This is a genomic window from Gemmatimonadota bacterium, from assembly GCA_016209965.1.
Classification (GTDB): Bacteria; Gemmatimonadota; Gemmatimonadetes; order Longimicrobiales; family RSA9; genus JACQVE01.
Window position 1 is genome coordinate 1 of the sequence record JACQVE010000103.1, and the last position, 23,757, is coordinate 23,757.

At 69.5% G+C, this 23,757-nt stretch carries 26 protein-coding genes and 1 tRNA gene; 23 read left to right on the forward strand and 4 right to left on the reverse strand.

From position 1 onward, the window contains the following. From HY703_04285 to HY703_04335, 11 genes are all read left to right on the forward strand, one after another. A partial coding sequence (locus HY703_04285; protein ID MBI4544394.1) for a M28 family peptidase occupies nucleotides 1-1,015 on the forward strand: 1,015 nt, incomplete at its 5' end. 65 nt (nucleotides 1,016-1,080) lie between these two features. Next, nucleotides 1,081-2,364: an adenylosuccinate synthase gene (locus HY703_04290; protein ID MBI4544395.1), complete on the forward strand. Its 1,284-nt coding sequence runs from the start codon at nucleotides 1,081-1,083 to the stop codon at nucleotides 2,362-2,364. Nucleotides 2,365-2,588: 224 nt separating this feature from the next. After that, nucleotides 2,589-3,248: a 30S ribosomal protein S16 gene (gene rpsP / locus HY703_04295; GenBank protein ID MBI4544396.1), complete on the forward strand. Its 660-nt coding sequence runs from the start codon at nucleotides 2,589-2,591 to the stop codon at nucleotides 3,246-3,248. 1 nt (nucleotide 3,249) lies between these two features. Next, nucleotides 3,250-3,816 (forward strand): ribosome maturation factor RimM, encoded by a 567-nt coding sequence (rimM, locus tag HY703_04300; protein ID MBI4544397.1) that lies wholly within the window; start codon nucleotides 3,250-3,252, stop codon nucleotides 3,814-3,816. A 69-nt stretch (nucleotides 3,817-3,885) separates the two neighbouring features. Continuing rightward, nucleotides 3,886-4,590: a tRNA (guanosine(37)-N1)-methyltransferase TrmD gene (trmD, locus tag HY703_04305; protein MBI4544398.1), complete on the forward strand. Its 705-nt coding sequence runs from the start codon at nucleotides 3,886-3,888 to the stop codon at nucleotides 4,588-4,590. 84 nt (nucleotides 4,591-4,674) lie between these two features. Beyond that, complete coding sequence (gene rplS, locus HY703_04310) at nucleotides 4,675-5,022, forward strand: 50S ribosomal protein L19 (GenBank protein MBI4544399.1); 348 nt, start codon at nucleotides 4,675-4,677, stop codon at nucleotides 5,020-5,022. A gap of 13 nt (nucleotides 5,023-5,035) precedes the next feature. After that, complete coding sequence (locus tag HY703_04315; protein ID MBI4544400.1) at nucleotides 5,036-5,722, forward strand: ribonuclease HII; 687 nt, start codon at nucleotides 5,036-5,038, stop codon at nucleotides 5,720-5,722. Between the two features lie 23 nt (nucleotides 5,723-5,745). Further along, nucleotides 5,746-6,189 carry a hypothetical protein gene (locus HY703_04320; protein MBI4544401.1) on the forward strand — a complete coding sequence of 148 codons (444 nt, stop codon included), beginning with the start codon at nucleotides 5,746-5,748 and terminating at the stop codon, nucleotides 6,187-6,189. A gap of 54 nt (nucleotides 6,190-6,243) precedes the next feature. Then, nucleotides 6,244-6,316: transfer RNA gene (locus tag HY703_04325), tRNA-Lys, on the forward strand. A 222-nt stretch (nucleotides 6,317-6,538) separates the two neighbouring features. After that, on the forward strand, nucleotides 6,539-6,808 hold the full coding sequence (locus HY703_04330; GenBank protein ID MBI4544402.1) for a hypothetical protein: 270 nt from the start codon (nucleotides 6,539-6,541) through the stop codon (nucleotides 6,806-6,808). Between the two features lie 25 nt (nucleotides 6,809-6,833). Next, nucleotides 6,834-7,277, forward strand: a complete 444-nt coding sequence (locus tag HY703_04335; protein MBI4544403.1) for a type II toxin-antitoxin system VapC family toxin — start codon at nucleotides 6,834-6,836, stop codon at nucleotides 7,275-7,277. 137 nt (nucleotides 7,278-7,414) lie between these two features. Here HY703_04335 and HY703_04340 read toward each other — a convergent pair whose 3' ends face one another. Beyond that, nucleotides 7,415-7,642: a hypothetical protein gene (locus HY703_04340; GenBank protein ID MBI4544404.1), complete on the reverse strand. Its 228-nt coding sequence runs from the start codon at nucleotides 7,640-7,642 to the stop codon at nucleotides 7,415-7,417. Nucleotides 7,643-7,994: 352 nt separating this feature from the next. Between HY703_04340 and HY703_04345 the strand changes: the two genes are divergently transcribed. Together HY703_04345 and HY703_04350 are read left to right on the forward strand one after the other, a co-directional pair. Beyond that, complete coding sequence (locus tag HY703_04345) at nucleotides 7,995-9,053, forward strand: response regulator (protein ID MBI4544405.1); 1,059 nt, start codon at nucleotides 7,995-7,997, stop codon at nucleotides 9,051-9,053. 64 nt (nucleotides 9,054-9,117) lie between these two features. Beyond that, nucleotides 9,118-10,851: a PAS domain S-box protein gene (locus HY703_04350; GenBank protein MBI4544406.1), complete on the forward strand. Its 1,734-nt coding sequence runs from the start codon at nucleotides 9,118-9,120 to the stop codon at nucleotides 10,849-10,851. A gap of 65 nt (nucleotides 10,852-10,916) precedes the next feature. Here HY703_04350 and HY703_04355 read toward each other — a convergent pair whose 3' ends face one another. Continuing rightward, entirely contained in the window at nucleotides 10,917-11,348 is a 432-nt protein-coding gene (locus HY703_04355; protein ID MBI4544407.1) for a hypothetical protein, read from the reverse strand. Between the two features lie 191 nt (nucleotides 11,349-11,539). After that, entirely contained in the window at nucleotides 11,540-12,640 is a 1,101-nt protein-coding gene (locus HY703_04360; GenBank protein MBI4544408.1) for a hypothetical protein, read from the reverse strand. A 105-nt stretch (nucleotides 12,641-12,745) separates the two neighbouring features. Here HY703_04360 and HY703_04365 point away from each other — a divergent pair, with 105 nt between their 5' ends. Beyond that, nucleotides 12,746-13,996 carry an aminotransferase class V-fold PLP-dependent enzyme gene (locus HY703_04365; protein MBI4544409.1) on the forward strand — a complete coding sequence of 417 codons (1,251 nt, stop codon included), beginning with the start codon at nucleotides 12,746-12,748 and terminating at the stop codon, nucleotides 13,994-13,996. After that, a complete protein-coding gene (locus tag HY703_04370) occupies nucleotides 13,993-15,504 on the forward strand; it encodes a hypothetical protein (GenBank protein MBI4544410.1) in 1,512 nt (503 codons plus the stop codon). The genes HY703_04365 and HY703_04370 overlap by 4 nt, the downstream gene beginning before the upstream one ends. Nucleotides 15,505-15,843: 339 nt before the next feature. Here the strand turns inward: HY703_04370 and HY703_04375 are convergent, their stop codons facing one another. Next, nucleotides 15,844-17,973, reverse strand: coding sequence for a dehydrogenase E1 component subunit alpha/beta (locus HY703_04375; protein ID MBI4544411.1), 2,130 nt, complete (start codon nucleotides 17,971-17,973; stop codon nucleotides 15,844-15,846). Nucleotides 17,974-18,318: 345 nt separating this feature from the next. Here HY703_04375 and HY703_04380 point away from each other — a divergent pair, with 345 nt between their 5' ends. From HY703_04380 to HY703_04415, 8 genes are all read left to right on the forward strand, one after another. Beyond that, nucleotides 18,319-18,720 (forward strand): hypothetical protein, encoded by a 402-nt coding sequence (locus HY703_04380; protein ID MBI4544412.1) that lies wholly within the window; start codon nucleotides 18,319-18,321, stop codon nucleotides 18,718-18,720. Between the two features lie 511 nt (nucleotides 18,721-19,231). Then, nucleotides 19,232-19,903, forward strand: coding sequence for a DedA family protein (locus HY703_04385; protein ID MBI4544413.1), 672 nt, complete (start codon nucleotides 19,232-19,234; stop codon nucleotides 19,901-19,903). Continuing rightward, nucleotides 19,903-20,505, forward strand: coding sequence for a dephospho-CoA kinase (locus HY703_04390; protein ID MBI4544414.1), 603 nt, complete (start codon nucleotides 19,903-19,905; stop codon nucleotides 20,503-20,505). The genes HY703_04385 and HY703_04390 overlap by 1 nt, the downstream gene beginning before the upstream one ends. Nucleotides 20,506-20,516: 11 nt before the next feature. Further along, the gene (locus tag HY703_04395) at nucleotides 20,517-21,176 is read left to right on the forward strand and encodes a PHP domain-containing protein (GenBank protein MBI4544415.1); all 660 of its coding nucleotides are present in this window, start codon (nucleotides 20,517-20,519) and stop codon (nucleotides 21,174-21,176) included. 35 nt (nucleotides 21,177-21,211) lie between these two features. After that, nucleotides 21,212-22,285 (forward strand): bifunctional oligoribonuclease/PAP phosphatase NrnA, encoded by a 1,074-nt coding sequence (locus HY703_04400; protein ID MBI4544416.1) that lies wholly within the window; start codon nucleotides 21,212-21,214, stop codon nucleotides 22,283-22,285. A gap of 12 nt (nucleotides 22,286-22,297) precedes the next feature. Then, nucleotides 22,298-22,699: a hypothetical protein gene (locus HY703_04405; GenBank protein ID MBI4544417.1), complete on the forward strand. Its 402-nt coding sequence runs from the start codon at nucleotides 22,298-22,300 to the stop codon at nucleotides 22,697-22,699. 68 nt (nucleotides 22,700-22,767) lie between these two features. Then, nucleotides 22,768-23,247: a transcriptional repressor gene (locus tag HY703_04410; protein MBI4544418.1), complete on the forward strand. Its 480-nt coding sequence runs from the start codon at nucleotides 22,768-22,770 to the stop codon at nucleotides 23,245-23,247. Between the two features lie 10 nt (nucleotides 23,248-23,257). Next, the coding region (locus HY703_04415) for an arginine decarboxylase, pyruvoyl-dependent (protein ID MBI4544419.1) at nucleotides 23,258-23,757 on the forward strand (500 nt) is incomplete at its 3' end.

Sequence of the window (23,757 nt, forward strand, 5' to 3'; positions counted from 1 at the left end):
CGGTTACCGCGTGGACGAGCTGAGCTTCAGCTTTTCCGCCTGGCCTGGCCGGTTCGGGCTTCCGGCCGTGGGCCTCCTGTACCTGGCCGGGATCATGGCAGCAACCGTGCTTCTCCTGGGCGGCCGCGGCGCGGCGGCCTTGGTTCCGCTGGGCGCTCTCGTCCCGGCACTCCTCCTGGCTGCCATCCTGGGGCGATACTTCATTGCCCGGCTGCCCTGGGGGCGGATCCGGACGGCTAACTGGCTGATCTACCGGCCGGGCTCGAGGCCGCGTTACCTGGTCATGGCGCACCGGGACAGCAAGGCCCAGCCCGTCTCCCTCTGGGTGCGAGCCGCCGTCACTCTTGCCGCGGCATTGGCTGCCGCGGCCCTCTTCCTTTCCGCACTGCTCACGGTGATCGACCCGGCCTGGGGCCGCAGCCCCGTAACCCTCGGCGCAGCCGGGATGGGCGCGCTCGCCGCGCTGGGGATGCTCCTGAGCTGGGCAGGGAACAGCTCGCCTGGCGCACTCGATAATGCGTCCGGCCTGGCTGCGCTCCTGGGGCTGGCCCGCCGGGAGCGGGCGCACGGTGACACCGGCTTCCTCATCACGGACGGTGAGGAGCTGGGGCTGGCGGGGGCGCGGGCACTGGCCGGCCGGCTGCCCCCCGTCTTCGGCGTGCTCAACCTGGACGGCCTGGATGACGCGGGGGACTTTGCCATCATCGAGAGGTACGGCTGGCCGCGGCGCGGACTGGCGCCCCATCTGAGCGCAGCCCTGCTCGAGGCCGCCGCCAGCCTGGGCCTGCCCGCCGCGCGCCGGCCGCTCCCCGTCGGCATCCTGGTGGACCATATCCCGCTCATGGACGCGGGAACCGCGGCCGTGACGATCATGCGCGGCTCCGCCCGCTCGCTGCGCCGCGTGCACCGCCCGGCAGACCGCGCCGAGCGCATGAGCGGCGCCGGCGCGGCCGCAGCCGTGGCGCTGGTGGCCGCCGCCCTGCAGCTCCTGCGCGAGCAGCGCTCGGTGGCTTGACCGCCGATCCCAGAGCCCTGCGGCCGCGATTGCCACCCCACCTGCTCCCGGCTAGTCTGACCGATATGGACGGCGCCCGTTGCCTGGTGGTCGTCGGCGCCCAGTGGGGCGACGAGGGGAAGGGGAAAATCGTCGATGTGCTGGCGGCCCAGGCCGACATCGTCGCCCGCTATCAGGGCGGCCCGAACGCCGGCCACACGGTGCACGTGGGTGGCGAGGAGTTCGTCCTGCACCAGATCCCGTCCGGCATCCTGCACCCCTCGCAGCGCTGCCTCCTCGGCAACGGCGTGGTGCTCGACCCCGAGCAGTTCTTCCTCGAGCTGGACACGCTCGAAGCGCGCGGCATCGCCGCCGAGACCCGCGTCGGGGTCAGCGCGCGCGCCCATCTGCTGCTCGACTACCACAAGCGCCTGGACCAGGCCAGTGAGCAGCGGCTGGGCGCGGGGCGGCTGGGCACGACAGGGAAGGGGATCGGCCCGGCCTACGAGGACAAGATGGCGCGCCGCGGCGTGCGCGTGGGCGACCTGCGCTACCTCGGCCGCGCCCAGGACCTGGTGCGCTCCGCGGCCGAGCGGGCCAACGAACGCCTGATCGCCGGCGGCGCCGAGCCCCTCGAAACCTGGCGCATCGTCGAGAACGTGCTGGCCGCGCGCACCCGGCTGCTGCCGCGCATTACCGACACTGGCCGCGAGATCGCCAGCGCGCTGGCCCGCGGCGCCCGCATCCTGCTCGAGGGCGCACAGGGCGCGCTCCTGGACATCGATCACGGCACCTATCCCTTCGTTACCTCGTCCACCACCACTGCGGCCGGCGCCGCCACCGGCGTGGGCATCGGGCCCACCTCCATCGACGCCGTGCTCGGCGTGGTCAAGGCGTACACCACGCGCGTGGGCAGCGGACCCATGCCTACCGAGCTGCCACCCGAGCTGGGCGACCAATTGCGCGAGCTCGGCGGCGAGTACGGCGCCACCACCGGCCGCCCCCGGCGCTGCGGCTGGTTCGATGCCGTCCTCGTCCGCTACGCCGCCCGCGTCAACGGCCTGACCGGTCTGGCCTTGACCAAGCTGGACGTGCTCGATTCGCTCGACGAGATCCGCATTGCTGCCGCCTACCAGGCGGGCGGCACTACGCTCGAGGACTTCCCCGATGACCTGGCCGTGCTCGGCCAGGTCGAGCCCGTCTACGAGACGCTGCCCGGCTGGCGTACGCCGACCGGCGAGGCGCGCTCGCCCGCCCACCTGCCCGAAGGCGCCCACCACTACCTGCGCCGCATGGAAGAGCTGACCGGCGTCCCCATCCGCCTGGTTTCCGTCGGCACCGGCCGCGAGCAGATAATCCGCTTCCCTTGAGCAAGGCGCAGAAATCGGATAAATTATTGGGCTACGGTTTTTCGAGTGCCAGGCCGGTCGGGACATGTTCGACGAGCTATCGGGATTGCTCGATCAGTTCCGCCAGATGCAGAAGTTGATGCGGCAGATGCGAGGCGTGAAGGTCGGCCGCAGCGGCGCCATACGGCGCGTGCCGGGGCTGTTCTAGCACGTGACGAAAACCTGAAGGGGAAGACTCGAACGCCATGCCCGTTAGGATCCGACTCCGGCGAGTGGGCCGGAAGAAGCAGCCCAGCTATCGCATTGTCGTAGCCGAGGCCAAAACGCCACGGGACAGTGCCTATCTGGACACGGTGGGGTTCTACAACCCCCGCACGCAGCCGGCCGAGCTGCGGGTCGACCTCTCCAAGGTGGATTACTGGGTCGGCCGCGGCGCCGAGCTCACTGAAACGGCCGCCTCGCTGGTCAGGAAGGCGCGCCGGACCCCCGGCTTCGCTACGGCTGCGGTCGGGCCCCCGGTAGTGGCCGCCGAGCCGGAAGCTGCAGCCGTGGAGGCGGCGGCGCAGGTGGTTGCCGCCGCCGAGGTGGCACTCGAGGCCGAGGCGGCGCCGGCAGCGGTGGAGGCCGCGGTCGGGCCGGTCGCGCCCGAGGCAGAGGCCAAGCCGGCCAGGAAGGCAAAGCCGAAGGCGCCGGCGAAGCCGAAAGCTGCTGCCCCACGACGGGCTGCGGCGGGTGCCAGGGCCGAGGCCAAGCCGAAGGCGGCGCCCAAGCCCAGGGCCGCGGCCAGGGCAAAGGCGGAGCCCGAAGCCCAGGCGGCGGCCAAGCCCAAGGGGGGCGCGGGGGGTGGCCGGCGCAAGGCTGCGGAGCCAGAGGCCGGCGGCGGGGACGAGGCTTCGGAGTCGTAGGGTGATGGCGGGCCGCGGCGATCGGGAGAGCCCGCCCGTTCCGCGGCACCTGGTGGTAGGTCACATTTCGAAGCCGCACGGCACCAGGGGCGAGGTGTTTGTGTGGCCTCTGACCGACCGACCGGCCGGCGTGTACTCGCCGGGGCACCAGCTCATGCTGGGGACCACGGAAGGCGAGCTGCCGCCCGACGCGACCGTGCTCGAGGTGCAGTCCACGCGTCCGTTCAAACGGGGGCTGCTGGTGAAGTTCCAGGGGATCGAGGGGCGGACGGAGGCGGAGCGGCTGGCGCAGCGCTATTTGCTGGCGCCGCTCGAATCGCTCGAGCCGCTCGAGGAGGGTGAGCTCTTCTACCACCAGCTCCTGGGGCTCGAGGTGGTTACGGCGGAGGGGGAGGTGGTGGGCCGCGTACGCGAGGTCTTCGATACCGAGCCGACGCACCTGCTGGAAGTGCGAGCTGCGGATGGGAAGACGCACCTCATCCCCTTCGCCGAGCAGATCGTGCGCAAGATCGACCTGGCCGCTGGCCGGCTGACGGTCAAGCCGCCGCCGGGGCTGCTCGAGCTGTAGTCGCGGGCGTAGCTGGCCCAGCGGCTGCGGGCGCGGGGGCGGGGCGGCGGGTGTGGAGGTTGGTGCGAGATGCGGATCAACTTCCTGACCATCTTCCCGGAGTTCTTCGGGGTGCCGCTCTCGCTCAGCATCCCCGGGCGCGCAGCCGCAGCGGCTCTGGTCAGCTACCGGGTGCTGGACCTGCGCAACTTCGCCACCGACCGACACCGCACGGTCGATGACTACGCGTACGGCGGTGGCGCGGGCATGGTGATGAAGCCGGAGCCGTTCTTTGACGCCGTGGACGCGCTGGATCCCACCGGCCCGATTGTGCTGCTCTCGGCACGCGGCCGGCCGTTCCGCCACGGGGACGCCGTCCGCTTCGCAGTGGCGCCGGAGCTGACGCTGCTCTGCGGCCACTACAAGGACGTGGACCAGCGCGTGGCCGATCACCTGGCGACGGAGGAGCTGTCGCTGGGCGACTTCGTGCTCAGCGGCGGCGAGATCGCCGCACTGGCCGTAGCCGATGCCGTGGTCCGGCTGCTGCCGGGCGCACTGGGTACGCACGAGTCGGCGGCGACCGACTCGTTTTACGAGGAGGGCCTGCTCAGTCCGCCCTCCTACACCCGCCCCGCCGAGTATCGCGGGCACCGCGTCCCCGAGGTGCTGCTCTCGGGCGATCACGCGCAGATCGAGGCGTGGCGGCGCGAGCAGGCGGAGCGGCTGACGCGTGAGCGTCGCCCCGAGCTGTGGCAACAGGGCATGCGCACGCACGACGAGGGATTGAACCACTAAGTGGTCGAGTTCGTAAGTGCGGCCGTGTTTGCGGATTCGACCACTAAGGCGGGCTACACCCGGACCAACACGTCAGGAGACGTTATGGATACTTTACAGCAGGTCCAGCGGGAGCAGCTTCGGGACGACCTCCCGGCTTTCGACCCGGGCGACACGATCCGCGTGAACGTGCGCGTGCGCGAGGGCGAGAAGGAGCGGCTGCAGGCGTTCGAGGGCGTGTGCATAGCCCGCAAGGGCGGCGGCGTGAGCGAGACGTTCACGGTGCGCAAGGTTTCGGGCGGCGTCGGCGTCGAGCGCATCTTCCCCATCCACTCCCCCTCGATCGACTCGATCAAGGTCGTGCGCCAGGGGCGCGTGCGCCGCGCCAAGCTCTACTACCTGCGACGCCTGCGCGGCAAGGCCGCGCGCATCCGGGAGAAGGGGCAAGCCTGAAGCCGGCTGCACTATGGCGCGCGGACGGCGGGCCACGCGCGCGGCCGGGCGTCGCCTGGCGGCACGGCGCCGCGCCGAACGGCGCCGGCTCGCTCGGCTGCTGGCGCTGGAAAAGGAGTTGTGGGGCCGCGGCCTGCGCCTGGTCGCCGGCGTCGACGAGACCGGCCGCGGGCCGCTCGCCGGCCCCGTGCTCGCCGCCGCCGTGATCCTGCCGCCAGGTCTCGCCATTCCCGGCGTGGACGACTCGAAACGGCTGCTCGCGCCGTTGCGCGTGCGGCTCGATGGCGAGATCCGGCAGCGCGCCCTGGGCATCGGCATCGGCGCCGCCAGCGCCCGCGAAATCGACCGACTGAACATCCTGCGGGCCTCCCACCTGGCCATGCAGCGCGCACTCCGGCGCCTGCCCGTCCGGCCGCAGCATGTCATCGTGGATGGCCCTCCAATACCGGGCCTCGAGTGGGAGCACACGGCGGTGATCGACGGTGACCGGCGCGTGCACAGCGTCGCTTGCGCATCCATTGTGGCCAAGGTCCTGCGCGACCACCTGATGCACCTGCTCAGCGCGCGCTATCCGGACTACGGCTGGGAGCACAACGCAGGGTATGCCACGGCGGACCACCGCGCCGCACTCGCCCGGCTCGGTCCCACGCCGCACCACCGCCGCTCGTTCGGCTCGGCGCAGCTCGTGCTGCAGCTCTAGCGGCGCTTTCCCGGAGGGCCGACTTGCATACTGAACACCTTCAGAACGTGCGGCTCGGTTGGGTCGCCGCGGGATGGCTCGTCTCGGCCGCCGCCGCGTCCCTTATCGCCCTCGCCTTTGCCGGGCTCGGCCTGCTGCGCGGAGACGGCGGCACGGACAGCCTTTGGCTGCTGGCCGCGGTCACGCTCGGCTTCGGCGTGGGCGGGTTCTTCACCGGGTTCCGCGCCATCGAGGCGCCCATCCTGCACGGCGTCGCCATCGGCCTGGCCTCGCTGGTCGCGTGGTTCCTGCTGAACCTGGCCGTGAGCGGCGTGTTCCGCGTCCTCGAGTGGCAGCGCCTCAGTCCCACGCTGACGGCGGGACTGCTGCTGCTCCAGATGGGTGCCGCCGTGGCGGGTGCAGAGGTCGGCCACCGCATCGCCCAGCACGGCGGGAAACTCGATCTCAGGGAAACGGAAGGGGAGTGAGGCGATCCAACAGCGGTTGAAGCCGCGGCGGTTTTCGGCTAACTTTCGGAATCGGGGCCGGTAGCTCAGTTGGCAGAGCAGGGGCCTTTTAAGCCCATGGTCCTGGGTTCGAGTCCCAGCCGGCCCATTCGTCCACATCCGGTTGCATCAAGTTGTTACACGACGGCACCGGCGGATAGGTCAATGGGTCAGAAACACAAGATCTTGGGTCACTGGATCGGGTGAGGTCTAATATGTGGCGAGTCGCACGGGCGCCGGCAGCGCCGATAGCGCCGATAGCCGCCCCTTGCCCGGTGGGGGGCTTACACCCTATATTCAGTTTTCGTACACACCTGGGAAGGAGTCAAAGGTGAAAACGGGCACTGGTCACGAGAGTGGACCGGGAAGAAAAGCAGGGGCTCGACCGGGACGCCCGCGCCGCCAGGGGACGCGGCGTCGGAAGCAGCTTGTCGTCGATGTGGTGCTGCTCGAGCAGGCGATGGCGGTCACGGGCTGCAACCAGTCGGACACCGTGAACCGAGCGCTCGCCCAGCTGACAGAGAACGCCGCGGTTCTCGAGGGCTTCGAGCGGATGCGGGGGGCCTTCCCCGGTCACCCGGACCACAACGAGGCGGCCTAATCACGGCTGTGGGCTCAGCTGGTCCATGCCTCGGTACGTCTTGGACACGCAGCACTTCATCGATGTGCTTAAGGATCGGCCCGCTGCGGCCGAAGTGCTGACGTTCTTGCGGGCCTTCGTGGCCGTGGTCGATTTCCATGCGGTCGTGGGCGCCGAATTGCTCATGGGCGCCCGTTCTCGCGGCGAGCCCGCCGCGATTCGGAAGCGGTTCATCGACCCGTTCAAGCCGCAACGCGTGATCGTTCCTGACCTAGCGGACCTGCTAGCCGCAGGCGACGCCATCCGGAGGATGTCCGAGCAACGGGGCGTCCATCCTGAACTCGAGCGCCGCAACTTCTGGAACGATGTGATGATCGCCGTCTCGTGCCGGCGGCGCGGCGTCGTCTTGCTGACCCGGGATCCCGATCACGCGCGAATCGCGCCCGTTGTTGGCCACACGTACAGCGCCACGTTTCTGACGAGTCCCTGACCGCGTCCCGTCACACGAAGTTCCTAACTGAGTTCCAAAACCCACTAGCGCCAGCCAGCGCCCACCAGCGCTCCGATGCCGTAAGTTGTTGATTTTCTTGGTCAACCGTCGCCGGGCCGGCGCCCGGATCGCGCCTTTTAAGCCCATGGTCCTGGGTTCGAGTCCCAGCCGGCCCATCCCCCACGTTCAGCTCTCCGCCTCGCCGCTAGCTCCTCGGTCTCCCGGATCAGCGTCTCCGCAGATTCAGGGCGCGTTTCGAACGAGAGCCGGCCGGCCTCGAGGGCCGCCAGATCCACCAGGTCGCCGATCAGGTCGCCCAGCCACCAGGCCCGCCACGTCTCGCCAAAGCGCGCATCCGCCACCATCCCCGCCAACCACAAACTGCCTACGATCTCGTCGTCCTGCGGATTGTCAGATTCCCAGACAGTGGCTGGATTCTTGGCAGATGGCCGCAAAAGACCGGGGATACGCGCAGAAGTTGCTCGCCGCGCCGGGCGGGTGTCAAGAAGCTGCACGCTGCATGGGAGTGGAGCGCGGCTGGGCCTTAGCAGCCAACCTTTGTGTTAGCAACGAGTTTCGGGCTTCCGCCCGTTCCGGTACGGGTTTCGCCTGGGTACGCAGAGGCTAAGTGGTCGAGTTCGTAAGTACGGCCGAATGCGGCCGTCCTTGCGGATTCGACCACTAAGGGGGCTCTGGACTTTTTCGGCGAGGCAGGGAATGGCAGCGGCGACGCAGGCTGGGGCGCAGCGGCGGCGGATTCTGCTGGTGGACGATGATCCTGCCGTGCGGGTGGTGATAGCGCAGCATCTGCGGCGGCGCGGCTATGAGGTCATGCAGGCGGAGAGTGCGGAGGAGGTGCTGCTCCGGGCGAACCGGGAAAGCTACGACGTGGTGGTGACGGATGTGCATTTGCCGGGTCTTTCGGGGGTGGACCTGGCGCATCTGTTGTTGGCGCGGTCGCCGCTGCAGCCGATCGTGGTCATCACGGGGGACAGCGACGAGGCGCTGGCGCGGGCGGTGCTGCGGAACGGCCCGGTCGGGTATCTGCTGAAGCCCTTCGAGTTCTTCGAGCTGGACGCGGCGATTGGTCAGGCGTTGACGCGCCTCGAGTTGGCGGAGACAACGCAGGCGTTGACGCGGGGGGCGGGGCTGAGTGGCGCGGCTGGGGTAGGTGGCCGGGGCGACCGGGATTTGGGGGGAGGGTTGATTGCTCCGGCCTGGCTGCGTTTGGCGGACGAGCGTTCGGGTGCCGGCCCGGAGCACGGATTCCGGGTGGCGCAGGTTGGGGGTGCGCTGCTGTCGGCGCTTTCCGCATCACTCCCGGGGCTGGACCGCTCGAAGCTGGAAATGGCGGCTCGTGCGCACGAGGTAGGGCGACTATGGGGTCCGGCAGCGGACCGTACAGAGCTGGCCGAGCAGGGTGCGCGTTTCCTGGTGGAGCTGGGGATCGAGGTCGAGGTAGTGCAGGCCGTTCGGCACATGCACGAGCGGTGGGACGGGAGGGGCGGCCCGGACGGGCTGTCGGGTGATGCGATTCCCCTGCTGGCGCAGGTGCTGGCGGCGGCGGATGCCGTGGACCATCTGGCGGTGGCGCTGGCGGATGCAGGCGGCGACCCGGAGTCGGCGCCGCTGTCGGCGGTGGATCGGGTGCGGGCAGGGGAGGGCACCGTGCTGGGGCCCGCGATCGCGGCCGGGCTGGCGGGGGCCCGGAGCGCGATCGCAGCCATCTGGACGCTGGCGCGCTGGAGCGGATCGGGGCGGGGCACATGGTCATAGCGCTTGAAGATAACTGTGTTGCATTGTTAGCTCCTGAGCTCGGCGGCGGAGCCGCGGAGGTCCCATGGGCATCGAATCGGTGAAAGTGCTGGTGGTCGCGGAGGATGCAGAGGTGCTCCACTCCATTCAGGAGGCGTTGAGTTCGGCCCCTGCTACGGCAGGGTTCGAGGTCGAAGCCGTGCCCGACGCGGTTGCCGCGCTGGATCGCCTCCGGCGGGCGCCGGCGGATGTCTTGCTGATGGAGGAGGTACCGGGGCAGGCCGCCGGCCGGCGGCAGTCGCTAGGGGACGCGCGCTTCTACGCGCGGCTGGTGGACGCCGTAGCCGAGGCAGTTGTGGCTACGGACCTCGACTGCCGGATCACCTATTTCAACCGTTTTGCCGAGTTGATGTACGGCTGGGCAACGGCCGATGTGCTGGGGCAGAGCGCGCTCGAGATCATCCCCGCGCACATGAGCCGGGAGCATGTGAATCAGGTCATTTCCCGACTGAAAGCTGGGGAGAGCTGGTCGGGCGAGTTGCTGGTGCAGCGCCGGGATGGGAGCATCTTCCCGGCGCTGGTCACGTGGGCGCCCATCCGCGAGGACGGCGAGGTGGTGGGCACGGTTCTGGTTTCCTCGGACCTGACCGAGCGGAAGGAGCTGGAGGAGCAGGTCTCACAGGCGGAGATGATGGAGGCCGTGGGCAGACTGGCGGGCGGGATCGCGCACGACTTCAACAATCTCCTCACGACCATCAAAGGTCACGCCGACCTGCTGCTGGACGAGTTGCCGGCAGGGGCTCGTGCGGCCCAGGACCTGGAGGAGATCCGGCGTTCGGCGGATCGTGCGGCCTCGCTGACTCGCCAGCTCCTGGCATTCAGCCGGCGTCAGGTCCTGCGCCCGAAGGTGCTGGACCTGAATTCGGTGGTACGGGGGATCGAACGGATGCTGCGCCACTTCGTGGGGGAGGGCGTCGAGCTGAGCAATGCACTCGAGCCCGAGCTGTGGCGCGTGAAGGCGGATCCCGGGCAGATGGAACACGTGTTGATGAACCTGGCCGTGAATTCGCGAGACGCCATGCCCAAGGGCGGCCGGTTCGCCGTGCGCACGGCGAATGTCGAAGTAATGGCAGAGGCGGCCCCAGCGGAAGACATGGAGCCCGGCCGCTATGTCGAGCTCGCGGTCAGCGACACCGGGTCTGGCATGGACGAGGTCACCCTCTCCCACATGTTCGAGCCATTCTTCACGACCAAGGAGCACGGCAAGGGGACGGGGCTGGGCCTCTCGACGGTGTACGGCATTGTGAAGCAGAGCGGCGGCCACATTCACGTGGAAAGCCGGCCTGGCCAGGGCACGACGTTCCACATTTATTTGCCGCAGGTCGAGGAGGCGGCGGAGCCGGCGCAGGCCGCGAGTGAGCTGGTGGGGAGTGCCCAGGGCCTCGAGACCGTGCTGGTGGTCGAGGACGAGGAGGCGGTGCGCGGGCTGGTGCGCAAGGTCCTGATGAAGCGCGGTTACCTCGTGCTCGAGGCGCGCAGCGAGACGGAGGCGCTGCGCACGGCTTCCCAGTACGCAGGTCCCATCCACCTCCTGTTGACCGATGTCGTCATGCCCACCATCAGCGGGCCGGAGCTGGCACGGCGCATTTCCGTGGTCCGGCCCGAGATTCGAGTGCTCTACACTTCCGGCTACACGGAGCACGAAATCGTGCACCGCGGAGTGTTGGAAGCGGGAATCTCGTTTCTCGAGAAGCCGTTTACGCCGGAACTGCTGGCGCGCAAGGTCCGCGAGGTACTGCAGACGCAGCAGGCAGGCTAGGGGTCGAGTTCACAGCACGGTGGAATGCCGCAGCATTCGTGAAGTCAGCTACTCGGCAGGCCGCTTCAGTCGTCGACGAACTCGCCCAGCTCGGCGGGCGTCTGGCCCTGCAGGATGGCATGGAACACCTCGCGGGCGTAAGCGTCCGGCTCCTGGTTCGGGTCCGGTCCGCGGATGTGGGCCAGCACCAGCCGCTCACCGTTGGCGCACTGCACGCCGACATAAGCGGAGGGGTACACCCCGGAGTTGCCGTCTCCGGATTCCGCCTGCTGCCGCACGCCAGCCACGCCGAGCCGCGCCTCACCGCTCGCCAGCGCCCGGTCAATGCGGTCCCAGGTCTCGTCCAGCGGAAAGCTGGTGGCCGCCAGAATCGTGGGCAGGCCGCCGATCAGCAGAGCAACGTCCAGTTCGACTTCGCCCGCCTGCCGCTGCAGTCTGGCCGTGTGCAGCACGGGGAACGGCCCGGCCAGGAAGACCGGGATGGCGGAGGAGTCCATCGGCAGCTCTGCTAGACGGCTTTTGTTGATGAAACGAAACCCGCCGACCTGGCTCGCGGGGGTGACTGCCTGCTCCGTACCCGGCGCGGAAGCCATGGTTTCATGCTTCCGCCTGATGCTGCCCCAGCCTCGTCCACCAACCTCGGAGCGGAGCTCGAGCGCCGGGCGGCGGCCGAAAGATAGTGCGCGGCCTAGACCAAATCCAGAATCCGATGGAGCAGGCGCAGGAAACGGAGGGCTTCACTAGACAATCCCCCAGGGCCGAGATCATGTCGAGCGCCGCCGGAATGAGCGAACAGGGAGGTGATCGTGCAACCGCGCGCGATGCGCGTGGGCAGCGCGCGCCGGAGCCGCAGGCTTTCCGTAAACGGGACCAGCCGGTCGTCCCGGCCGTGGGCGAGCTCCGTACGCACCGCGACAGCGGGCAGGAAGGGCGCGGGGTCGAGCAGCGGATCTTTGCGCAGTGCCGCGTCCGCGAGCTCGAATGCCAGACCGCGTGCGCGCTCCGCGGGTGCCGGGGTCGAGTCCGAGGGCGGCGCCAGGATGTCGAACAGCTCCTGCTGCCGTGGCGTCAGCCGCGCGCGCGCTTCCCGCTTGCACGCGTCCAGGGCCGGGCTCCAGGCATACACCCAGCGCCGGCCCGCCTCGAGCGCCAGCTCGTGCACGGCACCTGCGAGGTCCTCGTCGCCCTCGTGACCCCGCATGCCGGTCAGGTAGTTGCCTGCCATGATCCAGCGGCCGTAGGGATCGGGCGGCGCGAAATAACGCACGCCGTCCAGTTCGTGCTCGCCCGTGATGCCGAAGCAGAACAGGTTGTGGATGTCCGCATAGCCGCCCCACGCGGCAATCCCCCGCAGGTGCCCGGCGAGACGGGGGTCCGCCGCGGCCGCGACCAGGGCCTGGGTCGCGCCGAACGAGAAGCCGAAGAGCCCCGTGCGCCCCGCTTCGACCTCCCCTCGTTCGGCCAGCGCAAACACGGCGGCCTGGATGGTGGGCACGGTGACCGCCGGCGCCACCCGCAATGCGCGCCATTCCGGGATCTCAGGAACGAGCACCACGGCGCCACTCGTCGCGACAGCGCGCACGAACCGCTCCAGCTCCGGGTGCTGGCGGCCCTGATACGTGAGCCCGTGCAGTACGACCCAGCCGGGGAGCGGCCGGCGCGCCGAGACCGGGCGGTACAGTGTGGCCGGCAGGCTTTCCCCATTCCTGCGGTAAACGGTCTCCAGCGCCTCGACCGTGCCGGGCCGCGGCCGCAAATACTGCCGTAAGAAGCGAAGCGTAGAACCCATCTCGTCCCCAACCTAGGGCAGCCGCATGGTTGTCGGCCAGCCTTGCGCCGTGCCCCGGGGCGGGTCCATCATCGGACCATGCGGAGCCCCCTCGACTGTCGATCAGTGGAACGCCACACCGGCCGGCGCCAGTTCCTGAAGCAGCTCAGCGGCGGTGCAGCGGCCATCCTCGCCTGGCCCCGGTCGCAGGAGCCGCTGCCCGTGCCGCCGCCGGTCCGCGGGTCCACGGCAGGGGAGCAGTTCTGGAGGCTCGTCCGCGAGGCCTTTCTCATCCCCCGCGACCGCATCTACCTGAACGTCGGGACCCTGGGGCCGCAGCCGCGCACTGTCGTGGAGGCCGTGGAGCAGCACGCGCGCCGGGTCGCCATGACGCTGCCACCCGGCGTGGCGTGGGACCGGCTGAAGGAGCGACTCGGCCACTTCGTGAACTGCGATCCCGCCGGGCTCGTCTTCCCGCGCAACACGACGGAAGGTATGAGCTTCGTGGCCCAGGGGCTCGAGCTCAGGGCTGGCGACGAGGTGGTGACGACGGATCACGAGCACGTAGGCGGCCTGAGCTGCTGGCAGCTCCTCGCCGCGCGGCGGGGCGTCCGACTGCGCCAGCTCTCGCTCCCCGTGCCCCCCGCGAGTGCCGCGGAAGTGCTCGAGCGGATCGAGGCTGCGCTGACCCGGCGCACCCGCGTCGTGTCCGTGTCCCACCTCACGTTCACGACCGGGCTGGTGTTGCCGGTAGGGGAGATCGTGCAGCTTTGCCGGAGCAAAGGCATCGTCTCCGTCATAGACGGCGCCCACCCGCCCGGGCTGATCCCCGTCGACCTGGAGCGCATGGACCCGGACTTCTACGCGTCCTCGCCGCATAAATGGCTGCTCGCGCCCCAGGGTACGGGGTTCCTCTACATCCGGGAGGACTGGCGGGAGCGGCTCTGGCCCACCATCGCCTCGGAGGGCTGGAACGACCGGCGGCTGGGCGCGCAGCGCTTCAATCACCTGGGCACCATGGACGAGTCGCGGCTGGCCGGGCTCGAGGCCGCTCTCGAGTTCCAGGAGACGATCGGGCCGGAGCTCATCCAGGCGCGCATCCGCGAACTGCGGCAGCATCTCGCGCAGCAGCTCGTGGGGCTGCCACGCCTGCAGGTTGTCTCGCCGGCGGACGGGGACCTCGTCGCCGGGATGGTTTCCTTTGCCGTGCAGGGCGTGACCGCCCTGGAGCTGCAGCGCCGGCTGGCGGAGCTGGGGAACATCAGGACGCGGGTGATCGGCGAATATGACTACGGCTGGATGCGCCTTTCCCCGCATATCTACAACTCGCCGCAGGAGTTGGATCGGGTCATCTCCTTGCTGCAGCAACTGGTATGAGGGGCGCATCTCGGTGGGTCCGCCTCGGCGGCGTGCTCCTCGGCACCGGCATGGCGGCCGCCGGCCTCACCTCTGCGGCGCAGGCCCAGGGCAGCCGCCTCCCCCGCTGGTCCGTCGCGCTCGAGCTCGGGGCGCAGCTTCCGGCCACCATCTATGACGAGCGGATCACTGCGCGCCTGGACGCGGACTCGGTCGTCCTCAGCACCCGCTACACCGAGCGCGCCGAGCTGGCGCCTGCGGGTCGCCTGTCCTTCCGCTACCGGCCGGAGTCGCTGTTCGGCAGCTTCGTGACCTATCAGCAGATGAGCGCACAGACACGGGCGCACTTCGCCGGCGGGCAGGAGGCGCCCCAGGTGATCGAGCGCGCCGTCAGCATGTGGTCGCTCGAAGCGGGACTGGTAGTGCAGCTCGGCAGGTGGGCCAGGGGAAACGGCGTGGTCGAGTACGTGGTGGCGCCCGCGCTCGTGCACCAGCGGATTGATCTCTCGGGCGGGCACCGCGACGCCTTTGCGCGCGCTGCCGGCGCTCCGGACACCCAACGCCTCGACTGGACCGAACGGGAATGGTTTGCCTGGGGCGTGGCGCTGGGCGTCGGCGCCCGGGTACCGGTCGGGCGCAGGCTGCTGCTCCGCTTTGCCATCCACGACCAGGTCGTGCCCGTCGCTACCTCGCAGCTCGAAGCGCAGGAGCGCGCGGACGTGCGCCGCCTGACCGGCCGCGCGCCGGTCTTCCTGTATCGCGCCTTTACCGCCCACTACCCGAGCTTGCGCGCCGGCGTCGAGTACGTCTTCGACTGGGTCAGGCCGCGGCCGCCGCCCACGGCGGCGCTGCCACAGTCCCCGCCGCGGACTTCGCCATCGGGCGAAGCGCTGGCAGCGGCCAGGCTGGCACTCGAGGGCGACACCGCGGCCGCGCTGGCGGCGCTGCGATCGCGCGTCGCGGCAGCGCCGGACGACGCCTCTGCCTGGCGTGAGCTCGCGCTCCTGCTCGCCGTACAGGCCGAGGGCTCCCCTGCCGGGCGCGACGAGGCGTGGCAAGCGCTGCAGCGCGCGCTGCGCGGCAACCCCGGCGACGAGGAGGTGCTCGCGGCGTATGGCCGGGTCCGCGAACTCCTGCGGCGTGCCGGCGTCGCGGCAGAGCTCGGGGCGCCGCTAGCCCTTTCCGGAGTGAGCGCTCGAGGGGATGCGGCGGGCGGCCTGTCGCTAGCATGGGCCGTGCACAACCTGCGGCCGGAGGCCGGCGATAGCGGGCACTACCGCGTGCAGGTCGAAGTCGCCGACCCGAATGGCATTCCCGTGCCGCTGCGCCTGGCGCAGGCAGGCGCCGGCGAGGCTGCGAGCCTGATGCTCGAGCTCGAGCGCACGGCGCCGGCCAGGCAGCCCACGGTGCAGCGGCTCGAACTGCGGCTGGCCCGGGCGCGGCTGGGGCCGCACACGGTGCGGCTCAGGGTCATCGATCTGAACACGGGACAGGCGGCGGAGCGCGCGACCGGCTTCGAGATCCGCTAGCACCCTCCTCCCTCCCCTCCACCTGGCGCCGCAGAGGTCGCACAGAAGTTGCGCCCCGATCGCCAAACGTCGGACCAGGTTTCCCTCTTTCATGTGGCCCGACCAGGCATGCCGCCGCCCCTTTCGCCCAATACGCCAGGGCTTGGCGGCCTGCTACACGGCACGAATTCACCGAATCCGGGCGAATACCGTCAAGAGCCATAACCGGATCGGTCAGGATGGGCGCCGTCATTCGCGGCTGCCGTCACGGTGTCGTGCGTGGGCGCGCGCATCGGATCCGGCTCCGGCAGTGAGGCCCGGCGCGGCCCTGGCGGCCTGCGCGCGCCAGCACACTGCCGGTCAGTAGCGCTGCAGCTCCAGGATCGCGCTCAGGACGTCCTCCGCGTCGGGCAGGATCGCCTCCTCGAGCTGCGGCGCGTACGCCACCCAGGTGTCCAGCGAGGCGACTCGCCGGACCGGCGCGTCCAGCCACTCGAACAGCTCGCCCACTATGCGGGCGGCGATTTCGGCGCCAATCCCCCAGGAAAGCGCGTCCTCGTGCGCTATGACCACCTTGTTGGTCTTCTTTACGGACTCCGCGATGGTTGTCATGTCCAGCGGATGCAGCGAGCGCAGATCGATCACCTCGACGTCGATGCCCTGCTCCTCCGCCATTCGGGCCGCGTCCAGCGAGCGCTTCACTACCGCCCCGCAGGTGATGACCGTCAGGTCCGTGCCAGGCCGCACCACCGCCGCCTTGCCCAACGGGATCATGAAGTTGGGCCCCGGGTAGCGCCCCTTGTTGTAGACCTGGCGATAGAGGTGCTTGTGCTCGAGGAAGATCACCGGGTCATCGCAGCGGATCGCCGTGCGCAGCAATCCGTTGGCGTCCAGCGCAGTGGCGGGCAGGACCACGCGCAGCCCGGGCGTGTGCGTGAACAGCGTCTCCCCCGTCTGTGAATGATAGATCGCGCCCCCGCGCAGGTAGCCGCCGTATGCCGCCCGGATCACGACCGGGCAGCTCCAGCTATTGGCGGAACGGTAGCGCATGGTGGCCAGCTCGTCCCGGATCTGCATCATGGCCGGCCAGATGTAATCGAAGAACTGGATCTCGACCACCGGCTTGAGGCCGCGGGTCGCCATGCCGATGGCGCGACCCACGATGTTCGCTTCCGCCAGCGGTGAGTTGAATACGCGCGTCGCGCCGAAGCGACGTTGCAGCCCCCACGTAACTTTGAAGACGCCGCCCTTTCCCTTGCAGTCCCCGAGCACCGCCTCGCGGCTGGCATCGGCCACGTCCTCGCCGAACACCACCAGGAGCGGGTCCCGCTCCATCTCATCGCGCAGGCAGGCGTTGAGCAGGTCGACCATCGTCGTCTCGTCCCCCTCGAAGTGGGGGTCGTCCTCGGTGTCGAATTGCTCCGCCGTGGGGTCCACGTCCGGCGAGTAGAGGTACAGCAGCGCCGTGTCCTTGGCCGGCTGCGGCTGGGCCAGCGCCCGGTCCGCCGCCTCCTGGATTTCCGCCAGCACCTCCCGCTCGAGCTCGTCCAGCTCCTCGGCCGAGACCACCCCCTCCTCGATCAGCCAGCGCCGGAAATTGGGGATCGGGTCGCGCCGCGCCTCTTCCTCCCGCTCCCCTTCCGGCCGGTACATGCGCTCATCATCCGACATGGAATGCGAGTACGGGCGGATGACGCGCGCCCAGAGCAGCGCCGGCCCTCGACGCTCGCGGCAGTAGGCGACGGCCCGCCCGGCGGCTTGGTGGCTCGCCAGGACGTCGCAGCCGTCCACTTCCTCGACATACAGGTTGGGGAAGCCCGAGAGCAGGCGGCTGATCCTGCCGCCCGCCGTGTTCACCTCGACCGGCACAGAGATGGCGTAGCCGTTGTCCTCGACCAGGAACACAACCGGCAGCTTCAGGTTGCAGGCGCTGTTCAGTGCCTCCCAGAACTCGCCCTCCGACGTCTGACCCTCCCCCGTCGTGCACAGCACGACCTCGTCATCGCGGAAGGGCTCGATCGACTGGCGAAGGCTCGCCTCGCCGGCTGCGCGCCAACCGGCTTCCGCGCAACCCACCGCCTGCAGAAACTGCGTACCCGTGGGCGAGGAGGAACTGACAATGCGCAGCTCACGCTTGCCCCAGTGCGAGGGCATCTGGCGCCCGCCACTCGCGGGGTCCGCCGCCGCCCCAACGGCCTGCAGCAACTGCTCGTAAGGCGTCACCCCCAGCGCCAGGGTCAGCGCGCGGTCCCGGTAGTATGGGTAGAACCAGTCGGACCCCGGACGGAGGTGCTGCGCCACCGCAACCTGCACCGCTTCGTGCCCCGCCCCCGAGATCTGGAAAAAGATCTTGTTCTGCCGCTTGAGCTGGATCTCCTTGTCGTCGGTGCGCCGCGCCGTGAACATCGTGCGGTAGAAGCCTACCAGCGTGTCACGACCCAGCCCCGCGGAAACCTCACGCCGCCCGGCGGCTCTCGCTTTCGTCGCCATCGCTGACCAGCAGGGGGAACCTCCGCCCCGGCCGCAGGCCGGTGGCCCACCTGCGGCCGCCGCAACCTGCCGGGGAATTGCCCTATTATACCCGCGCCCGCCCATCCCGGCCACTCCAGCGTGCGGCCACAAAAATGTGGAAACCCATTAATTTTTGCGGCACCCGCCCGCCGCGGGGCGCCGGGCGGCGGGCGGGCAGGGGCGCGACGCGCCGCGGAATGGCGCGGTTCCCCGGGACATGTACGGGGGCAGAGCGCGGCCGGCTCGATTCTTTCTACGTGCAGGAGGCGGCGCACCCGCCGGCCGCGGCTTCGTCGCCCGGTGCAGCGTGCCAGGAGTCGGGCCATGATCAAGAAGCTTTTCCCACTGCTGGCGTTGGCGGCTGCGGTGACGGCTGCAACGCCGGAGCTGCGGGCGCGGGTCGTCTCGAGCGTCGAGCCGGTCGTGGAGGCGCGGCTGCTCCGTCCTATCATGAACCCCTTCATGAGCTGGCTCATCCGGGACGATCTCAAGTTGGTGCTGCGGAAGCTGATCGAGCGGAACGCCCGGGGTGAGACGTTGCCGCATCCCAATGTCTTCCAGGACTTCCTGAAGGAGAATTTCGTGCTGGACCGCCAAGGTAAGGATCCCTGGGGTCAGCTCCTGCACCTCCAGGTAACGATAGATTCCATCTTTGTGGTCTCCTCGGGCCCGGACGGTCTGCTGGGCACGCTCGATGACGTGCGCGTAAGCGGGCCCCGCCGCTGATTCCGGGCGCGCCGCCCGCCGCAGCAACGAACGAATCGCCCTTCACTGCCGACCTGCGTCCCTCCGTCGCTGCGTCACTCCAACCTGCACCCTGCGCAGCAGTTAGCCAACGGTAGCTGTGGCGAGCGTCTCAGGTAGGCTCACGCGGAGATGCAGAGTCTTGCGAAAGGCTGAGCCAAGTCGGCCCCCCTGAGCGGCCGGTGTGAGCGGCCGGTGCCTTGCCAACGATGGGACTTTCCGTCAGCTTCCGCCATGCTCCCCTCGCGCAGCACGCTCCGGTTCGTGCGGCAGCTTCTGCGGCGCCCCCGCCTTTTCCCGGCCCTGTTGCGGGCAGCGTGGCGGTTCAGGGCGCGGGACTGGTACAGGCGTCCGCCCTTCCTGCCCCTGCCGCCTGAGGATTATCTTGCCTGGCGGTTCGAGACGGCTTACGGCCCAGCCGAAGCCGGGCCGACGCCGGCAGAGATCGAGCGCTACCTTCGCTGGTCGGAGCGGATGACGAGGCCCCCGGAAGATGGATAACCTGCTCCACGAGCTCGTTCGCCTCTTGATCACGGGCGGCCCGTGGATTGTGCTGGTGGTGGCGCTATCCGAGACCGCCGTGTTCGCCGGACTGCTCGTGCCCGCGGAGGCCACGGTGCTGGTGGCGGCGTTCCTGGCGCAGCGTGGCCTCTTCCCGCTCGAGCATATCCTCCTGGCTGCATTCTTCGGCGGGCTGTTGGGTGATCAGATGGGCTATGTCTTCGGCCGAATCGGCGGCGCGCGCATGGCCGCTCGCGGCGGCTTTCTGGGCCGGCTCTGGCAGCGCCACGAGATGACGGCCGCCGGCCTGTTCCGCCGGCACTCGGCTCTGGCCATTACCTTCGCCCGCTTTCTCTCCTTCGTGCGCACGCTCATGCCCTGGTTCGCCGGAATGAGCCGCGTGCCCTATGGCCGCTTCCTGCTCTACGACTCGCTGGGCGTGCTGGGCTGGGCCGGCGGCTCCGTAGCCCTCGGATACCTCGCCGGGGAGAGCTGGCGCATGGCCGCGAGCACGCTGGGCACCGTCGGCGGCGCGGTCCTTGTCCTCCTCGTGCTCGCCGCGCTGCTGGCCGCGCGCCGCCGCCGGGAATCGCTGGTGGAGGCAGCGTCCCTCGACGTGGACCCTACCGAGGCCGTCGAAGCCAGCCGCGTACTCAGCGGCTGATGCGGCGTATTGGGCTCACGGGCAACATCGCGAGCGGCAAGTCCTCGGTGGCGCAGGTGTGGGAGCGGCTGGGCGCGCGCATCATCGATGCCGATGCCCTGGCGCGCAGAGCCGTCGAGCCCGGTGCTCCTGCCCGCGAGGAGGTCATACGAGAGTTCGGGCGCGCCATCCTGGATGCAGCCGGGCAGGTCGACCGTGCGGCGCTGCGCGCGCTCGTCTTCCGCAACCCTGCGGCACGCCGGCGCCTCGAGGCGATCGTGCACCCCGCGGTCGCCCGGTTGCGCGCGGAGCAGGAAGCCGAACTAGGGCGCAGCGGCGCGCGCGTCGTGGTACACGACATCCCGCTCCTCTTCGAGGTCGGCCTCGAGCACGAGTTCGATGCCGTCGTTCTGGTCGACGCGCCGCCCGAGCTTCGGCTCGAGCGGCTGGTGCGGCAGCGGGGGCTCGAGCGGGAAGAGGCCCGGCGTATCGTGGATGCGCAGATCGAGGCCGCCGCGAAACGGGCGCGCGCCGACTACGTCATCGAGAATACGGGCAGCCTGGCGGAACTGGAGGCTCGAGCTACCGAAGTATGGCAGGCAATCGAGGCACGCGACCCCTGAGCCGACGGACGATGCGCGTGGACATGCACCTGCATACGCGTGCCTCCTTCGACTGCTTGAGCGAGCCAGCCGCAGTGGTCGAGGCGGCCGCGGCGCGGGGCATCCAGCGCGTCTGCATCACGGATCACAACGAGATCGCTGCGGCGCTCGAGCTGAAGGCCCGCCACCCGGAGCGCGTGATCGTGGGAGAGGAGGTGAAGACGGCCGACGGGGCAGACATCATCGGCCTTTACCTCACCGAGCGCATTGCCAGAGGCACGCCGGCGCGGGAAACGTGCGAGCGCATCCGGGCTCAGGGCGGGATCGTCTACGTGCCCCACCCCTACGCAGGGGGCAAGGGCGGCGGCGACAGGCTGCTCTCTGAGATCCATGACCTGGTGGACGCCGTCGAGGGCTTCAACGCTCGCATCCACTTCCAACACCTGAACGAACGGGCCGTGGCCTGGGCGTGCAGCTACGGCGTGCCGCTGGGCGCGGGCTCCGATGCGCATACCCTGCGCGAGGTCGGACGCGCGTTCGTCGAGGTCCCGCCCTTCAGCGACGACCCCGGCGCATTTCTGGCCGCATTGAGGCGGGGCAAGGTGCACGGCCACTTCTCTTCCTGGGCGGTCCACCTGGCTTCGACTTACGCCAAGGTTCACAAGGTGCGGCTCCGCCGCTCGCGCGCTTGACTTCCCCCTCCGCCACCCCTATCCTCGGCGCCGTTGTGAGCGGCGCTTCCGTCACCAATGACGCCGCGGGCCTGGCCGCGGTTCCGCCACATCGGCGCGAGGCGCTGGCCCGCGTGTTCCAGGCGCTGGAACAGTCCCAGCGCCCGGTGCTCACCACGCACGTCAACGCGGACGGCGATGGTGCGGGGTGTGAGGCCGCCCTGGCCGCCTGGCTGACCAGCCTGGGCAAAGACGTCCGCATCGTGAACCCCACGCCCTTCCCCCAGCTCTACCGCTACCTGCTGCACGACGCCCAGCAGGTGCTGGATCCGGCTGACGAGCAGAGCAGCGCCGCACTGGAAGCGGCCGACCTGTTCCTGGTGGTGGACACGGGTGAGCCCAACCGCCTGGGGCGCGTCGCCAAGGCCTTCCGTGACCGGCCCGTCATTGTGATCGATCACCACCCGCCGGTCGAGCCCGGGTTTGCGGGCGCGGGACTCCGGGACCCGACAGCCTGCGCCACCGGCGAGCTCATCTACGATCTCCTGATCATCGCCGGCACGGCCGATCCCTGGCCCAACAGTACGGTCGAGGGTCTCTACGCCGCCATCGTCACCGACACGGGATCGTTCCGCTTCTCCAATACCACGCCCCGCGCCCACGTCGTCGCCGCCGACCTCATGCGCCGCGGCGTGGATGCTGAAGGCGCGTACCGCCGCCTCTTCGCCACCTTCCCGCTGCGACGGCTGCAACTCCTGCGCGTGGCCCTGGAACGGCTGGAAGTCGACCCCGAGCTGCCCATCACCTGGATCACCATTCCCGCCAGCGCCATGCAGAAGCTCGGCGCATCCGCCGAGGACCTCGAGGGCGTTGTCGAGTACGCCCGCTCCCTCGAGGGCACCGAGCTCGCCCTCCTCTTCCGCGAGACCGCCAACGGCGCCACCAAGGTGTCCTTCCGCTCGAGCGGCGATGTCGACGTCAACGCCCTGGCCCGCCAATTCGGCGGCGGCGGACACGTCAAGGCCGCCGGCGCTCTCATCGCCGGGCCACTCGAGGCCACCCGCTCCCAGGTGCTCGAGGTCGCCCGCTCCACCCTCCGGACGCTTGAGCCGCCGCACCCGCGCAGCTAACTTCCAGCCGGCATGACCGATCCACCGTTGCTGAAGTTCCTGGAAGGGCTCGCCCAGCGCTTCGCCATCGCGGCGCTCGACCAGCTCTGGATCTTCCCGCCGCGCCGCGTGGGAAACGCGCAGAGCGCCCTCGTCGTGATCGCGGCATTCGACGGCCGCGGCGAACGCCGCCGCGTCTTCACCGCCCACTACATGCTCCGCCACGACGCGCACGGCAACCCCACCATCCAGGAAACCGTCACCGAGCACGGCTCCGCGCCCGCCGATCGCATCAGCCGCCTGATGGACGGCGTGCTCCGTCGCCTCGATGACCAGGACGCCGCACCCCCGCCTCGACTGGCAAACATCCAGGGCGACCCGCGCCGCTGGGCCGCGCTGTTCGACTCACGGCTCGCTGACTCACCTCTCCCCTGAGGTTGCCAGGCGGGTAGCGATTCGCTATTAATAATCATTGTTGATAAGAACTGCAGTTGGAGGCAGCCATGGGTTTCGTGCACCTTTTCCGCCGCTACCTGCGAGATCAGGGGCTGCCGGTGACGCAGCAGCGGGAAGTGATTGCCGAGGTGGTGTTCGACTCGTCGGAGCATCTGTCGGTGGAGGAGATCGAGTCGCGGCTGCGGGATCGGGGGGAGCGGATCGGGAAGGCGACGATTTACCGGACGCTCGAGATGCTGGTGCGGAGCGGGCTGGTTGCGGAGCATGATTTTGGCGAGGGATTCAAGCGGTACGAGCATCTGTTTGGGCAGATGCCGGTGCACGAGCACCTGATCTGCACGGAGTGTGGGGCCGTGCGTGAGATTCAGAGTCCGGAGCTGGTGCGGGTGCAGCAGGAGGCGGCGGCGCGGCAGGGGTTCCTACCATCGCGGTATCGTCTCGAGATCTACGGCTTGTGCGCGGAGTGTCAGGCGGCGGGCCGGAAGCTGGAGTGGGAGGGGTTGACCTGCCCTATCGAGACTCTATAATACCGCGCCCATGGTCTTCACCACGGAGCGGTTCGTCCCGAGCCGGGTCTTTCTCACGAAAGGCCTGGGGGTGCATCGCGAGAAGCTGACCAGCTTCGAGATGGCGTTGCGGGACGCGCAGATCGCCCGTTTCAACCTGGCGCGGGTCTCGAGCATTTTTCCGCCGCATTGCCAGGTAGTGGATCGGGAGGAGGGGGCGGGGCTGCTCCGGCCCGGTCAGATTGTGTTCAGCGTGCTGGCGGAGGCGGCGACGAACGAGCCGAGCCGGCGGGTCGCGGCTTCGATCGGGCTGGCGATACCGAACGATCCGGATCACTACGGCTATATCTCGGAGCACCATGCGTACGGCTGGTTGGCGCAGACGGCTGGGGACTATGCGGAAGATCTGGCGGCCTCGATGCTGGCGACGGTACTGGGTATTCCGTTCAACCCCGAGGAGGCGTGGGACGTGCGGCGGGAGCAGTGGAAGTTGGGCGGCGAGATCGTCGAGACGGTAAATACAACTATGGA